The organism is Metasolibacillus meyeri (assembly GCF_003049505.1).
GTDB lineage: Bacteria > Bacillota > Bacilli > Bacillales_A > Planococcaceae > Metasolibacillus > Metasolibacillus meyeri.
Genome location: NZ_PYWN01000056.1, coordinates 26,412 through 41,000 on the forward strand (window position 1 = coordinate 26,412; position 14,589 = coordinate 41,000).

Genomic DNA, 14,589 nt, shown 5'->3' on the forward strand with positions numbered 1-14,589 from the left:
GGGAAAGTGGGATCATTTATTTTAAAAAGGTTAATTAATTTAATTCCTACACTGTTAGTAGTAGGTGTCATCGTCTTTGTCATTACAAGAATGATTCCCGGTGATCCTGCATCTGTCATGCTTGGCCCACAAGCCAGTGTAGAGGATGTTGAGAACTTACGTGAAGAATTGGGGTTAAATAAATCTTTGCCTCTGCAATTTATTTCATATATTGCAGACTTAGCACAGCTAAATTTAGGTTACTCCTATTCTTATAGTGAAACGGTATTCAGTTTAATTGCAGAGAGGTTTCCGAATACGGTTATTCTCGCTATGGCAGCATTATTCATCGCAGCGATCATTGGCATTCCTGCGGGGATTTTAGCAGCAAGAAAGCAAAATACCATCATCGATTATGTCGTGATGTTAATTTCTTTAATCGGTGTCTCCATGCCAATCTTTTGGCTAGGTGTCATGTTAGTTTTATTCTTTAGTGTTAATCTCGGTTGGCTACCAGCGACAGGGATGGGCAATATAGAAGATGGGCTTTGGCCATTTTTCAGGCATTTAATATTGCCAGCCTGTGCCTTAGCAACAATTCCAATGGCTACCTTTGCGCGTATTACACGCTCTAGTATGTTGGAAGTAATTTCACAGGATTATATAAAAACAGCGCGCTCTAAGGGACTTAAAGAATATTTAGTTATTGGCAAGCATGCATTTAAAAATGCCTTAACACCAATTTTAACGGTATTAGGTATGCAAATTTCGAATTTATTAGGCGGCGCAGTCTTAACCGAAACCATCTTTAGCTGGCCTGGTATGGGACGTCTCATTGTTGAGGCGATTGATAAGCGTGATTTTGTTGTAGTACAAGGCACTGTTATTTTTATAGCCTTTATTTTCGTGCTCGTGAATTTAATTGTCGATGTGCTTTATAAAGTAGTAAATCCAAAAGTAAATTTAGATTCGAATGGAGGGAAAAAATAGCTATGGCTCAAGCGATGACAAATGATGCGAAAAAGAAAAAAAATACATTAGTTCGCAAATTATTAAAAAACAAGCTAGCATCAATCGGTTTAATTATTGTAGCTTTTATGACCGTTGTAGCTATTTTTGCTCCATGGATTGCGACACATCCACCGAATGAAATGGTTGTTGGCAAAGCATTTCTACCTATTAACACAGAGGGACATTTACTTGGCACGGATAACTATGGTCGTGATTTATTTAGTCGCCTTGTGTATGGTGCGCGTATTTCCATTGTCGTTGGGATTGCCGCTGTATTATTCGGTGCGGTATTTGGTACGCTGCTCGGCTTAGTGGCGGGCTACTTTGGTGGTCGCTTAGACTCCATGATTATGCGTACAATGGATGGCTTGTTTGCATTTCCTTTCATTTTATTAGCGATTACCTTGATGACAGTTTTAGGACAAGGCTTAGTCAACGTTATTGTAGCCATTGGTATTGCCAATATCCCAGGCTTTGCACGGCTCGTTCGTGGACAGGTGCTTAGTGTAAAGGAAGAGGAGTTTATTGAAGTAACACATTCATTAGGTGCAACACATCGCCGTATTATTTTCAGTCATATTTTGCCGAATTGCTTAGCGCCATTAATCGTTTATGGCACGATGAGCACGGCTGGCGCGATTATTTCGGAGGCAGCACTAAGCTTTTTAGGATTAGGGGTTCAGCCACCTACATCCTCATGGGGAAGTATTTTAAAGGATGGTAAGGATTTCTTAGTATTAAATCCTCAAATGGCAACATTGTCAGGAATCTGTATTTTAGTAACAGTATTAGGTATTAACTTATTAGGTGACGGTCTACGTGACGCGCTTGATCCAAAAATGAAGGTGTAATGGGGAGGTGACAGTATGACAGAACAGTTACTGGATGTAGAAAATTTGACAGTAGAATTTAAAAGTAGTGGCACAACGATGAAAGCAGTGAACGGTGTTAATTTACAATTAAATAAAAAGGAAACGCTTGGCATAGTAGGCGAGTCGGGCTCAGGTAAAAGTGTGACGGCAACTGCTTTAATGCGCTTGATTCCAACACCACCTGGAAAAATAACAGATGGCAAAATTCATTTTAATGGACGCGATTTATTGCAGCTATCAGAAAAAGGAATGCGTGGTATACGTGGAAATGAAATATCAATGATTTTCCAAGATCCAATTACAAGCTTAAATCCTGTGCTGACAGTCGGCAATCAAATCGTTGAGGTGATTCGCGCACATGAAAAGCTTTCTAAAAAAGAGGCGAATGTAAAGGCTGTAGAGATGCTGAAGATGGTAGGGATTCCAGAGCCTGAAAAACGGCTGAAAATGTATCCTCACGAATTTTCTGGTGGAATGAGACAGCGTGTCATGATTGCGATTGCACTAGCCTGTAATCCGAAGCTGTTAATAGCGGATGAGCCAACGACAGCATTGGATGTTACCGTACAGGCACAAATTTTAGATTTAATGAAGAAATTACAGCAGGAGCACGATACAGCAATCATTATGATTACACATGACTTAGGCGTCGTGTGGGAATTATGTGACAAAGTAAATGTTATGTACGCTGGGCGCACTGTAGAATCAACAACGACGAAGCAACTATATGAAAGCTCTCTGCATCCCTATACGTGGGGGCTACTTGAGTCGCAAATTACAATGGACACACATGGACAACAGCGCTTGCCTGCCATACCGGGAAGTCCACCAGATTTAACGATGCCAATTAACGGCTGTCCCTTTGCAGCAAGATGCCCTATGGCAACAGCGCTTTGTCACACAACAGTACCTGAATTAGTGGAAGTAAGAGACCAGCATTTTGTCGCTTGTCATTTGCAATCGAAGGAGCAAATTATCCCGCGTAAGGAGGGGATTTTTAATGCAGCAAAATAAAGAGCTCGTATTAAAAGTAAGCAATTTAAAAAAGCATTTTCCAATTAAAAATTCGATTCCTTTTAAAAAGGTAACGCAGCATGTAAAGGCAGTTGATGGTGTTAGCTTTGAGCTATATAAAGGCGAAACATTAGGCATTGTTGGCGAGTCAGGCTGTGGCAAATCGACCGTTGCACGCCTTATCAATCAACTGATTACCCCAACAGAAGGGACGGTTGAGTTTAAGGGTGTGGATTTAGCTAGTTTAAATCCTGCGGACATTCGCGCAGCGCGTAAATCGATTCAAATGGTCTTTCAAAATCCATATGCATCACTTGATCCAAGAAAAACGATTGAATATTTAATTGCAGAGCCAATGGTGATTCATGGAATTGGTGATGATGCTAGAAGGAAAAAGCGCGTTGTAGAGCTGCTTGAAACAGTGGGCTTAAGCGATTACCATGCAAAGCGTCATCCACATGAATTTTCAGGTGGTCAAAGACAGCGTATTAACATTGCACGTGCACTTGCTCTAAATCCAGATATCGTCGTATGTGATGAGCCTGTTTCCGCACTTGATGTATCCGTTCAAGCACAAGTAATTAATTTATTAAAAGATTTACAAAAAGACTTTGGGCTGACATATATTTTTATTTCGCATGACTTAAATGTTGTCAACTATATGTGTGACCGCATTGCTGTCATGTATTTAGGCAAAATTGTGGAGATGGGCACATATGAGGAGATTTATAGCAATCCACAGCATCCTTATACACAGGCACTACTGTCCGCAATACCGAAAGAAAATCCATTTGATACAAAGGATCGCATTATTTTATCTGGCGATGTACCTAGTCCTGTGAATCCACCAAGTGGCTGTGCATTTCATAAACGCTGCCGCTTTGCGATGGAGAAATGCGCACAAATTCAGCCCCAGCTCGATACATTGACAAATACACATCAAGTATCTTGCCATCTATTTGAACAAACAAAATAACGAATTGAAGAAAAAGGAGAAATGACTATGTCTTTAAAATATGTAATGGAAGTTTATGAATTAATGGATAGCATTCATGTAAGTGGGGAGGTAGTAAAAGACTATTTACATGCAATTAACCCTAATGTAGAGGTAAGCGTTCAAACAATTGAAGGGGCAAAAGGCTCTACTGATTTTGTGAAAATTGTCGTAAAGGGCAAAAACGGTAAATCTTCAGGCGGTACTGCACCAACTTTAGGTATTATCGGACGTTTAGGAGGCATTGGTGCAAGACCAGAGATGACAGGCTTCGTATCAGATGGCGATGGCGCATTAGCTTGTATCGCAAGCGCGGCGAAGGCGATGGATATGGCCTTAAAAGGAGATCAATTAGAAGGCGATGTCATTTTCACTACACATATTTGCCCTGTGGCGCCAACTTTACCACATGACCCTGTACCATTTATGGATTCACCTGTGAATATCGGCGTTATGAATCAGCATGAAATCGATGCAGATATGGATGCCATTTTATCGATTGATACAACGAAAGGAAATCAAGTTTGTAACCACAAAGGCTTTGCCATTACACCAACTGTCAAAGAGGGTTATATTTTAAAAGTAAGTGATGATCTACTAAATATTTATAAGCAATCTACTGGTATTGCACCTGTTGTGTTACCCATTACAACACAGGACATTACACCTTATGGAAACGGTTTATTCCATATTAATAGTATTTTGCAGCCAGCAGTGGCAACAGCTAGCCCAGTCGTCGGGGTAGCGATTACAACCGAAACGGCTGTTGCGGGCTGTGCAACAGGCGCTACACATGTAGTGGATGTGGAAGGGGCAGTGCGCTTTTCTTTAGAGGTAGCAAAGGTATTTGGTGTCAATAAATGTAGCTTCTATGATCAAGAGCAATTTGCCTTAATTGAAAAGCTATACGGCAGTATGAATCATTTACAAACACAAGGGAGTGAGGTATGAGTCTATGGAAAATTTACAAGATTTAAAGCTTCGATTAATCGATGAGGTTGAAAATAATAAAGAAGAGCTACTTGATTTATGTGCAAGATTAATTCAGATTCCAAGTGTAAACCCACCCGGTGATACAACGGAAATTACGGAGCTCATTGAAAATTATTTAAGCGAAGTAAATATTGCCTACGAAAAATATGAATCTGCCGATAAAATGTTTAATTTAGTCGCGAAAATTGGCAATGGTGATGGCAAAGAGCTCGTTTATTGTGGGCATACGGATGTTGTGCCAGTAGGTGATTTATCGAAATGGGATTTTGATCCGTTTTCGGGTGAAATTAAAGATGGCTGGATGCTTGGACGTGGCGCTAGCGATATGAAAACAGGGCTTGCTGGTATTATTTTTGCCGTGAAAATGTTGAAAAAATTAAATATCAAGCTACCAGGACATCTGACATTAGCCATCGTACCAGATGAAGAAACGGGTGGAGAGTATGGTGTGCCATGGCTTTTAGAACGAGGTTTAGTAACAGGAGATGGTTGTTTGATTGCAGAGCCCTCATCGTATTTAAACCCTACCATTGGGCAAAAGGGCTCTTATTGGTTTGAGCTTGAAACGCGCGGTGAGCCAGGGCATGGCAGTTTATCACCGATAGCAGGGAAAAATGCAATTGTCGATGCGATTCGCGCGATTGAGGAAATTCGTTCATTATGGGATGTGAACATTCAAATACCTGAAGAGGTACAGCCTTTAATTGATGTTTCCAAAAAGTATATGCGAGAAGTTGAAACAGACCGCTTGAAATATCAAGAAGTATTAGAGAAAATTACTGTAAATATTGGTACAATAGAAGGAGGAACAAAATCTAACGTTATTCCTGATTATTGTAAAGTACAGGTCGATTGTCGTTTACCATTTGGTATTACACAGGAAGAAGTAACCGCTATTTTGATAGAGAAATTAGATGCGTTAAATATTGATTATTCAATGAAGCGCTTTGGCTTTAAAAGTGTAGCAAACTATACTTCTGCTGAGGACCCAGTATGTCAAGCGATTGTAGAGAATATTTCACTCGTTACAGGTCAAGAGGCATATGGTGTGATGCAGTGGGCAAGCAGTGATGCGCGCCATTTTAGACAATACAATATTCCGGTATTACAATATGGCCCTGCGTATTTGCCAAGCATTCATGGCTATAATGAAAAAGTGCAAGTGGATGCGATTATACGCTGTGCTAAAGTGTATATTGCTGCGGCAATTGATTTCTTGTACAACAAGTAAGAGAGGACATTCTCTCTTACTTATACAAAGGGAGCTGTCTGAAAAGCCATTTTGAGACAGTTCCTTTGCGCCGAGGGTGGTGCTTAGCAAAGAGGCTAAGTGTCGGGCAGCACCAACATTAATAGTATAAAAGGGTGAGAGAAATGTTAAAAACTCTAAATTTATCGATTGCTGTTTTAAGAATGTTCACAAAGGAAAAGCCAACTTGGGGTGGTCGTGAGTTAGCTGTTGCAATGGATTTAAACCATACAAACCTCTATCGAATTTTAGAAACGTTTGAGATGAATGGATTCATAACAAAAGATCCTGTTACGAAAAAATATTCGTTAGGCATTGCGCTTTGGGAGCTTGGGATGAATATGTATGATTCTTTAAACATCGACCAATTATGTATTCCTATTTTAGAAGATTTACAAAAAGAAACGGGTGAAACAGCCATTTTCACGGTTTTAAATGGTTTGGAAGCATTAACGTTGTTAAAGGTAGAGCCAGAAAACAAAGTAAGATTTTCTGTATCACGTGGCAGTAGAACACCTCTATATGTAGGCGCATCCTATCGATCTATGCTTGCTTATTTAACGGAGGAGCAAATTTCAAAGGTGATTGATCAGCCGCTAGTTGCTTATACGGAGCGAACGATGGTAGATGCCAATGAAATACGCCAAGAGCTAGAAAATATTCGCACAAAGGGCTATGCGGTGAGCCAAGGAGAATATACGGTAGATGTATTAGCCGTTGCCATGCCTATTTTTGATAGCAATCAACAAATTGTCGCATCGGTTACAGTTTCTGGCCCTCTATATCGCTTTACAGAGCAAAAGATTGAAGAGGTGATTGAACCATTAGCACGTACAAAGAAAGCAATTGAATCAATTATTGGCCGCTATCATTTGAATTTCAATTAAGGAGAGGAACATTATGCAGCATTTACATAAAATTGCATTAAATGTTTTAACGGGCAATTTACAAGTTCAAGCAACCGAAACCTTGTTAATTTTAACAGATATCCATCAGCAAGAGATTGCAAAAATCTTTTATGAAGCAGGCTTAACGATAACGAAAAATACTTTATTTGTCATGATGCCATTATTAGAAAAATCAGGGCAGGAGCCGCATTCAGCAGTGACGGATTTAATGGCAAGTGCAGACGTGACGCTTTGTGTGACATCGCACTCCTTAACCCATACGACAGCGCGAAAAAATGCCTGTGAAAAAGGTGGGCGAGTAGCTACAATGCCAGGCGTTACGTTAGCCATGCTGGAGCAGGGGGCGCTACATGCAAATGCTGAGGAAATTGAAACCCTCGTAGAGCATTACGTACAGCTTCTCAATGAGACAGCGACAGTTCGCATTGTAAAGGATGGACATGAATTAACTTTTAGCATCGAAAATCGCCATGGCATTCCGTCTACTGGCATTGTCCGCAAGTCAGGAGACTACGGTAATATTCCTTCAGGGGAATCTTATGTCGCACCAATTGAAACATCGGCAAATGGCGAAATTTTAATAGATGGGTCGATTGCCAATATCGGTATATTACAGGAGCCACTATTATTAAAAATTCGCAATGGGCGATTAGAGGATGCAGTCGGTCCAGATGGGCCAAAGCTATTATCGTTACTTGGTGAAGAGAATGGACGTACGATTGCCGAGTTTGGTATTGGCGCAAATAAGAGCGCCATTTTGTGTGGCAATGTGTTAGAGGATGAAAAAGTGTACGGCACGATTCATATCGCCTTTGGCAGCAACGCGCCATTTGGAGGCACTAACAAAGCAGATGTCCATATCGATTGTGTTGTGAAAAGTCCGATTGTGTATTTAGATGGTAAAGAATTAATTATGTAAAAGAAATGACGAGGCTGTTGGAAGTTAGTAGGCCATCTTATTCAATTTGTACTTTAAAGCTAGCAATGCTTTAAAGTACTTTTTTCTTTTCCAATGCCGATAGGAAATCCATGTGGTTTTTAAAGACGCATAGTTGCTGATTGCAGCATAGCCATAAATATGCCCGCAACAAAGTGATGCTTATGGCTAATAGTAACCCCATGATGACAGCAATTGTTGGCGCCCACAATGCATGAAAGAGCTTTGGCAAAGCTGTGTCAATAGCATTGTTGCAGGAACAGCAATGTCAGTTTGTGTGAACCATCGGAAACTCCACCATTTAAATGGCTTTGATTTTGGTAAGTACTATGATTTTTGATACGAAGCAACTTATAAAGGAGAAAAGCGTTTTTAGTTTTAAATGGATAAAGGAGGATGATGAGATGGGGTCACGTATTATGCATTTCATTATTGCACAGCAAATTGCAGAGCGTATCGGCATAGAGGATACAGCGAGCTTTCTAGCAGGAGGTGTCGCGCCAGATGCAGCAACGGCAAAGGAAAGCGCTCATTTTTACATCGGGCAAGATTATACGAGAAGCATTGATTATACCGGCTTTTTGGAAAAATATAAGGAACAAAAAGCACATCCCTACATACAAGGCTATTACAGTCATTTAATTGCAGATGACTTATGGCTGAAAGGCTTTTATTTGCCTTGGCTTAAAAATCGAATGGAGCATGATGCCAATATTTTAGCATTATATCATCAAGATTTTAGATTATTGAATGGTAAATTGTTAGATTACTATAATTTAAATCATCTAGGGCAAAAAGCCTTTGATAATCAACCAAGCATTGTGAACTTGCAGGAAGTGACGCAACAGGAGGTTATGCAATTTCTTCCGTATGTAAAAGGAGATATGGACTACGACACAGAACGATTACAGCAGAAGCTACAAGTTTTTACACTGCAACAAATCATTGGCTATATCGAGACGTCGGTTGAAAAAGGCTGCCTATATATGAAGCATGTAAAATAAGCTTGTAGAAATTGAGTTTGTATAATAGCTGAGAGAGGGGAAGAAAGTGAAACCATATGCAAGTAAGGAAGAGTTAATTCATACAATCCATGAAAAGTATCAAAAATATATTGCCGAATTTGCTGATATACCAGAAGCCTTGAAAAATAAACGGGTTGAAGCAGTTGATAAAACGCCGTATGAGAACCTTTGTTATCAACTTGGCTGGATCAATAAATGAAAGAAGAATATACCTTTCCAAGAAAAAACAATTTTGTGTAAAGTTTCAACGAAGCTTCATCTGGCAATGTATAGTAGGAGGAAACGAGTATAAAGTGAACCTTCAATCAGTGGGATTTTTCTTAGCTTACAGCCTGTATCGGACGTACATAAAAGATTGTTCATACAGCATAAAATAGCAAGGAGAACTTTGGAAGGGGGCAAGGTGATGAATTCTTTTGCATTGAGATTGTTAAAGATGTATGTTTTATTGCTAGCAGGGCTCTTTGGGATATTTGTATTGATTGGAAATTTAATGGATTATGGTTCGAATGAGCAGTTCGTCAAGCATGTGCTGTCAATGGATACGACATTTGAAGACAATGCGTTAATGTGGCGAGCCATTACAAATCCAGTGATGCACACAATCGGCTATTGGCTATTGATTGTTGCTGAAGCACTTTTCAGTTTTCTTGCTATTTTTGGTGCATATCAACTGTTTAAACATCGCAAAGCTTCTGGTACTGTTTTCAATGCGGCTAAAAAATTTGGCTTTTATGCATTTATCGTTGGCTTTTCCATTTGGTTTTTAGGCTTTATCGTCATTGGCAGCGAGTGGTTTGCGATGTGGCAATCACCGATTTGGAACGGCAAGCAAACGGCCATGGACATTACGGAAGTTTGGATTGGCTTTGCGATTTTGCTGGCGTTGAAGGATGGAGATTTGCAAGTAGAATAACGCAAAACAGCTCTTTAGCGCGGGGTGGCTGAAGAGCTGTTCATTCATCGCATGACTTTTCGTACTTGTTTTAACTCGCTGATAATATAGTCTATCTGCTTTTGCAAATCGTCTGTTTCTTTGGATTGATTGTAATTTGGCGATGGAGGGCTCTGGTTATTGGCTTTCTCTAATGATCTTAGCGCTAAGCCTGCCGCAATCGCGCCTAGACCATCACCAAGTGCAGCAATTGAAGCCCCCATATACGCAAGCCTCGCAATTTGAATATCTGTTAAATCTGAAGATTGATTATTATAATCACTCATGACAAAGTCCCCCTCGTGATTAACTAGCTCAATCGTATTTTATGAATGAAAGTGAAGAAAAGTGATTCTACTTTTTATGGTGAAAAACTTTCTGCTCTAATAGTGCTAAAGCCCCTGATATTGCCTCGACATCTTTTGAAGATGCATCATGAATCAACTGTAAAAACTGCTCCTCAATATGAGCAAATGCCGCTGTCATCATCTTTTCGCCCTCCGCTGTCAGCCGAATGACGTGCTTTCGGCGGTCTGCTGGATCATTCATTTTCTCAATCAACCGTTGTTCCTGTAATTTCCGTAATTCACGACTCATATTGGGCAAAGAAATATGCAGAAAATCGCTAATTTCTGTTGCTGTCACAGCCGGACATATTTTCACATACTCTAAAATTTTATATTGAAGCGCTGTAATATTGTCAAGTTTCACATTTTGCGTTAATGCTTGTGTCACTTGATGTAATGTCGCAGTAAAAGCGACAAATTGTTGAAATAATCCATGTTTGTCCAAATGGTTTCACCTCTTATTTTTCCCGTTTTTGTGTGTAAGGCGCCCATTTCAAAACACAGGGTGAAATAGGGATGAACAGCCTGTAAAAACTCGATGAATGAAGCTTCACTTTATCAAGATAACAAATTGCTTATCTAAAAACAATTATCATTTGACAACTAAATAAATCGGGTATATTATTTTATTATCAAATGATAAGTAATGGAGGGCGATTTATGAATGCGCTAATTATCTATACATATCCAAATCATCAAAGCTTAAACTATGCCTTTTTACAAAAAGTTATTAAAGGGTGTCAAGAAAATCCTGCAATAAAGGAAATTCAAGTGCTTGATTTATACGAGGAACAATTTGATCCGAGATTAATCTTTCATGAGCAAAAGCGTCGTCGCGATATGTACCGCGACCCACAACTGGAAAAATATCGAGCGCAGTTGACATGGGCAGATAAAATAATCTTTATTTACCCGATTTGGTGGGGCAGACCACCAGCAATGTTATTAGGCTATATCGACCAGCTTTTCGCAGCTAATTTTGCCTATCGGGACAAAGGTTTATTGCCAGAAGGACTGTTGAAGGGCAAATCCGTTGTCTGCGTTTCTACAATGAAAGCACCGACCAGCTATTCTTTGTTATGGCTGCAAAATGCACATAAAATATTGATGAAAAGGGCATTGTTTAATTTTGTTGGAATCAAGCGGGTAAAGTTTTTTGAATTTGGCAATATGGAAAGCAAAAAAGGGAGACAACAGAAAAAACTGGAGAAGGTTTATCGCTATTTTCAGAAAGTAGCCTATTAGCAAATACTTATAGCTGTTTAAATAAGTAAAGGCAATGCTATTATATGGGCACGTGACTAAAGAGCCATCTATCGTGGATTTCTCCAGCTAGATGGCTCTGTTATATATGTACTGTACAGGTCTGCTTAGCTTTATCTTTCGTTCAGCGGATATTTTTTATTTTATAGAGAGATGAAGGAGTAAAGGCTGTAGCATTATTTTAATCCATTTTCTCAATAGAATAAGAAAAAATCCCCAATAGAGGCGACCTCGTAACACGTCCCATATTTCAATCCATTCTCTCTATGAAGAGAGAAACCACTTTGGCTTCACGCATTGGAGCGAGATACGTCATTTCAATCCATTCTCTCTATGAAGAGAGAAACGCCTTCCATGCATTTTATGGGAGGCTGTTTAATTTATTTCAATCCATTCTCTCTATGAAGAGAGAAACCGGGAACGGCTAGTCAGTATAGCGCTATGCTACAATTTCAATCCATTCTCTCTATGAAGAGAGAAACTGTGAAAAAACGTATAAAAATAATATTTATCATTGTTTTTCACTAAAAAATAAATCTATAAGGTTATATTAACCTCACTCATTTCCAATTTAAACAGAAAATAATCTACCTTATTGGTGCGAATCCTCCAGGAAAATCATGTTTGCTTTACATTCGCACTTACTTGTTTAAATCAAGGCAAGAGATTTCAATCTATGCACTCTATACAGAGAGAGACGTAATGGCTTTTCGAAGCTAGTAGATGCTACTTTGATTTCAATCCACTCTCTCCATGCAGAGAGAGACGTGATGTTAAGTTACCAATGATGGCAACAAAACAAATTTCAATCCACTCTCTCCATGCAGAGAGAGACTGTGAAAAACAATATAAAAATAGCATTTATCATGGTTTTTCACTAAAAAATAAATCTATAAGGCTATATTAACCTAAAAGTTTTCCCATTTCAATGGAAAAATGTTTGTGTCATTGGTGCGAATCCCCCTAGAAAATCATGTTTGCTTCACATTCGCACCAATAATATTTATTTGGCGATTCAACGTATCTTTATATGCTAATTGTGCCGTCAATTAAAATAGCATAGATGGATATTCATCTAGATTAATAAACATGAATATCTTACTATGGACATCACATTAGCTGGGAGGAATCTTTATGGGGTACTTTGTTCCAGTAGAGCCAAGGGTGAATTTATATGTAGAAGATATCAATCCAAAAGGAAATAAAACAATCGTATTTTTACATGGCTGGTCGCTAAGTCATAAACAGTTTGAATATCAGTTTAATGTTCTCCCAGCTATGGGTTATCGCTGTATAGGCATAGATTGGAGGGGTTTTGGCAATTCTGATAAACCAATGAGTGGCTATACTTTTAACAGGCTTACGGATGATGTTCGTGCAGTGGTTGGTGCGCTTCAAATAAATAATTTTACGCTTGTTGGTCATTCTACTGGAGGGGCGATTGCTATTCGATATATGTCTCGTCATAACGGCTTTGGTGTAGCGAAGCTTGTTTTGATTGATGCAGCAGCTCCAACTGGATTTACCGCAGAAACTGCTAATAACTTTCTTACAGCAACTTTAAATGACCGACCTAAAATGATACAGGATGTAACAGATAGCTTTTTCTTTCAATATATAACAAAAACATTTGCGGATTGGTTTTTCCAACTGGGTTTACAAGCAGCAAGCTGGTCGACTGCCGCCATTATTATGACATTAAGAGATGAAAATTTGCACACAGACCTTCCAAAAATTAATGTCCCAACTTTAATTACTCATGGTATTCATGACAAAGTTATTCCATTTGCACAAGCTGAAGTGTTAAATGAAAAAATAACAAACTCCCAGCTTGTTGCGTTTCAATATAGTGGTCATGGTCTTTTTTGGGAAGAACGTGAGAAGTTTAATCAATTACTGGTGCAGTTTATTTAGTCGATACTTTGACTTAAATTATTCAACTAAAGGGCGATAAATATAATTATTATGTTGATTTTTCACAATCAAATCGTAAAGTTTGCTGAGACAAAGCTTATGGCATATCGAGACTAGGGGAGGGATTGGAGGTTTTAACTTGATAAGGAAAATTATAAGTAAGTATGCTATTAGTCATTTGTAGGACAACAATTTATAGTAGTAATTCACTGGCTATAAATTGTTGTTTGTTTTCATTTTACGATATGCTGAATTTCTATTTTGAAAAAGGTGTAGTAATCGAGCACTTCCTATCGAAGTGGCTAATTATTGTGATTGCAAGATATGGTCATTAACAAATGCTTTTAAGAAAAATAGTTCATTATCATTAGGGTCTCGTTGATTTTCTCCCTTAAAGCAAGCAATCGCATTTTCCAGTGAGGTGGATGTGACAGCTCGATTTGCTGTTGTTAACTCTTCCCAATATATAGTCATTTCAACGGTATCACAGATGGATTCATGACCAAGTAGGAACATGTTTGCATCGTATTTTTGAATATCTTCAATCATCGGCAGCAATGACGCTTGCTTGAAATGGAAGAGAGAATTTGTCGTTGTTCCATAGGCAGCATCCCCTAAAAAAATGACTTTTTCATCAGGAATATAGACAATTGTGGAGTCATTAGTATGCGTACTTGTGATTTTTTCAATGATGCAAACTTTATTACCTAAATCAATCGTTAATGTATTGTCAAAGATGATCTGAGGAGCGTCCAATTGAAAACTATCTCGATTTGGGATTTCAGCCTGTATAATCTCCATGCATTTAGCGCTAATCTGATGTGTATGCACATACGTTTGCAGTGACTGGTCATCAAATTTATAGTTTTGCCACTCTTTTAATAGTTCGTTTGTTTGACGATTAACAATTGTGATGGCATCAAATTCATTCATACCAAGAATATGATCCCAATGCGCATGTGTCACAACCAAATATTTAATAGGTGGTAAGTTAAGTTTTTCGATTTCGTGTAAAAACTCTGCGCATGTTGTGGTGAATTGCCAGCGTCTATAACGAGACTAAATTGGTCACCACAAACCAATCCCAATGTAGACCTTTCTCGATCATCTTGATTAGATAAATAATAAATCTGTCTCTTATACACATCT

Annotated in this window: 16 protein-coding genes and 1 pseudogene; 13 read left to right on the forward strand and 4 right to left on the reverse strand. The window is 38.8% G+C overall.

All coding sequences use genetic code 11. The features are described from left to right. Nucleotides 1-6 precede the first annotated feature (6 nt). The 11 genes from C9J34_RS09200 (at nucleotide 7) to C9J34_RS09250 (ending at nucleotide 9,898) form a co-directional block, all read left to right on the forward strand. Nucleotides 7-969 (forward strand): ABC transporter permease, encoded by a 963-nt coding sequence (locus tag C9J34_RS09200; RefSeq protein ID WP_107839571.1) that lies wholly within the window; start codon nucleotides 7-9, stop codon nucleotides 967-969. A gap of 2 nt (nucleotides 970-971) precedes the next feature. After that, entirely contained in the window at nucleotides 972-1,841 is an 870-nt protein-coding gene (locus C9J34_RS09205) for an ABC transporter permease (RefSeq protein ID WP_107839572.1), read from the forward strand. Between the two features lie 15 nt (nucleotides 1,842-1,856). Continuing rightward, complete coding sequence (locus C9J34_RS09210; RefSeq protein WP_107839573.1) at nucleotides 1,857-2,876, forward strand: ABC transporter ATP-binding protein; 1,020 nt, start codon at nucleotides 1,857-1,859, stop codon at nucleotides 2,874-2,876. After that, a complete protein-coding gene (locus C9J34_RS09215; protein ID WP_107839574.1) occupies nucleotides 2,863-3,852 on the forward strand; it encodes an ABC transporter ATP-binding protein in 990 nt (329 codons plus the stop codon). Before C9J34_RS09210 ends, C9J34_RS09215 begins: the two co-directional genes overlap by 14 nt. Before the next feature lie 27 nt (nucleotides 3,853-3,879). Then, entirely contained in the window at nucleotides 3,880-4,821 is a 942-nt protein-coding gene (locus C9J34_RS09220) for a DUF1177 domain-containing protein (RefSeq protein ID WP_107839575.1), read from the forward strand. Nucleotides 4,822-4,825: 4 nt separating this feature from the next. Further along, complete coding sequence (locus tag C9J34_RS09225) at nucleotides 4,826-6,094, forward strand: M20 family metallopeptidase (protein WP_107839576.1); 1,269 nt, start codon at nucleotides 4,826-4,828, stop codon at nucleotides 6,092-6,094. A 143-nt stretch (nucleotides 6,095-6,237) separates the two neighbouring features. Beyond that, the gene (locus C9J34_RS09230; RefSeq protein WP_107839577.1) at nucleotides 6,238-6,999 is read left to right on the forward strand and encodes an IclR family transcriptional regulator; all 762 of its coding nucleotides are present in this window, start codon (nucleotides 6,238-6,240) and stop codon (nucleotides 6,997-6,999) included. Between the two features lie 13 nt (nucleotides 7,000-7,012). Beyond that, on the forward strand, nucleotides 7,013-7,939 hold the full coding sequence (locus C9J34_RS09235) for an aminopeptidase (RefSeq protein ID WP_107839578.1): 927 nt from the start codon (nucleotides 7,013-7,015) through the stop codon (nucleotides 7,937-7,939). A 422-nt stretch (nucleotides 7,940-8,361) separates the two neighbouring features. Beyond that, the gene (locus C9J34_RS09240) at nucleotides 8,362-8,961 is read left to right on the forward strand and encodes a hydrolase (RefSeq protein WP_107839579.1); all 600 of its coding nucleotides are present in this window, start codon (nucleotides 8,362-8,364) and stop codon (nucleotides 8,959-8,961) included. Nucleotides 8,962-9,007: 46 nt separating this feature from the next. Further along, a complete protein-coding gene (locus C9J34_RS09245; protein ID WP_107839580.1) occupies nucleotides 9,008-9,181 on the forward strand; it encodes a ClbS/DfsB family four-helix bundle protein in 174 nt (57 codons plus the stop codon). Between the two features lie 207 nt (nucleotides 9,182-9,388). Then, complete coding sequence (locus C9J34_RS09250) at nucleotides 9,389-9,898, forward strand: DUF2165 family protein (RefSeq protein ID WP_107839581.1); 510 nt, start codon at nucleotides 9,389-9,391, stop codon at nucleotides 9,896-9,898. 44 nt (nucleotides 9,899-9,942) lie between these two features. On the opposite strand, the gene C9J34_RS09255 is transcribed toward C9J34_RS09250, so the two are convergent. Continuing rightward, nucleotides 9,943-10,203: a translation initiation factor 2 gene (locus tag C9J34_RS09255; protein WP_107839582.1), complete on the reverse strand. Its 261-nt coding sequence runs from the start codon at nucleotides 10,201-10,203 to the stop codon at nucleotides 9,943-9,945. Between the two features lie 67 nt (nucleotides 10,204-10,270). Next, a complete protein-coding gene (locus tag C9J34_RS09260; RefSeq protein ID WP_107839583.1) occupies nucleotides 10,271-10,708 on the reverse strand; it encodes a MarR family winged helix-turn-helix transcriptional regulator in 438 nt (145 codons plus the stop codon). A gap of 215 nt (nucleotides 10,709-10,923) precedes the next feature. On the opposite strand from C9J34_RS09260, the gene C9J34_RS09265 reads away from it, so the two are divergent. Together C9J34_RS09265 and C9J34_RS09270 are read left to right on the forward strand one after the other, a co-directional pair. Further along, nucleotides 10,924-11,508: an NAD(P)H-dependent oxidoreductase gene (locus C9J34_RS09265; protein WP_107839584.1), complete on the forward strand. Its 585-nt coding sequence runs from the start codon at nucleotides 10,924-10,926 to the stop codon at nucleotides 11,506-11,508. A gap of 1,152 nt (nucleotides 11,509-12,660) precedes the next feature. Then, nucleotides 12,661-13,440: an alpha/beta fold hydrolase gene (locus tag C9J34_RS09270; protein WP_107839585.1), complete on the forward strand. Its 780-nt coding sequence runs from the start codon at nucleotides 12,661-12,663 to the stop codon at nucleotides 13,438-13,440. Nucleotides 13,441-13,746: 306 nt separating this feature from the next. On the opposite strand, the gene C9J34_RS09275 is transcribed toward C9J34_RS09270, so the two are convergent. Both C9J34_RS09275 and C9J34_RS22365 read right to left on the reverse strand, forming a co-directional pair. Then, complete coding sequence (locus C9J34_RS09275) at nucleotides 13,747-14,406, reverse strand: MBL fold metallo-hydrolase (RefSeq protein ID WP_238600612.1); 660 nt, start codon at nucleotides 14,404-14,406, stop codon at nucleotides 13,747-13,749. Further along, nucleotides 14,403-14,589, reverse strand: a pseudogene (locus C9J34_RS22365) (hypothetical protein); the annotation flags it as partial. The pseudogene C9J34_RS22365 and the gene C9J34_RS09275, both read right to left, overlap by 4 nt.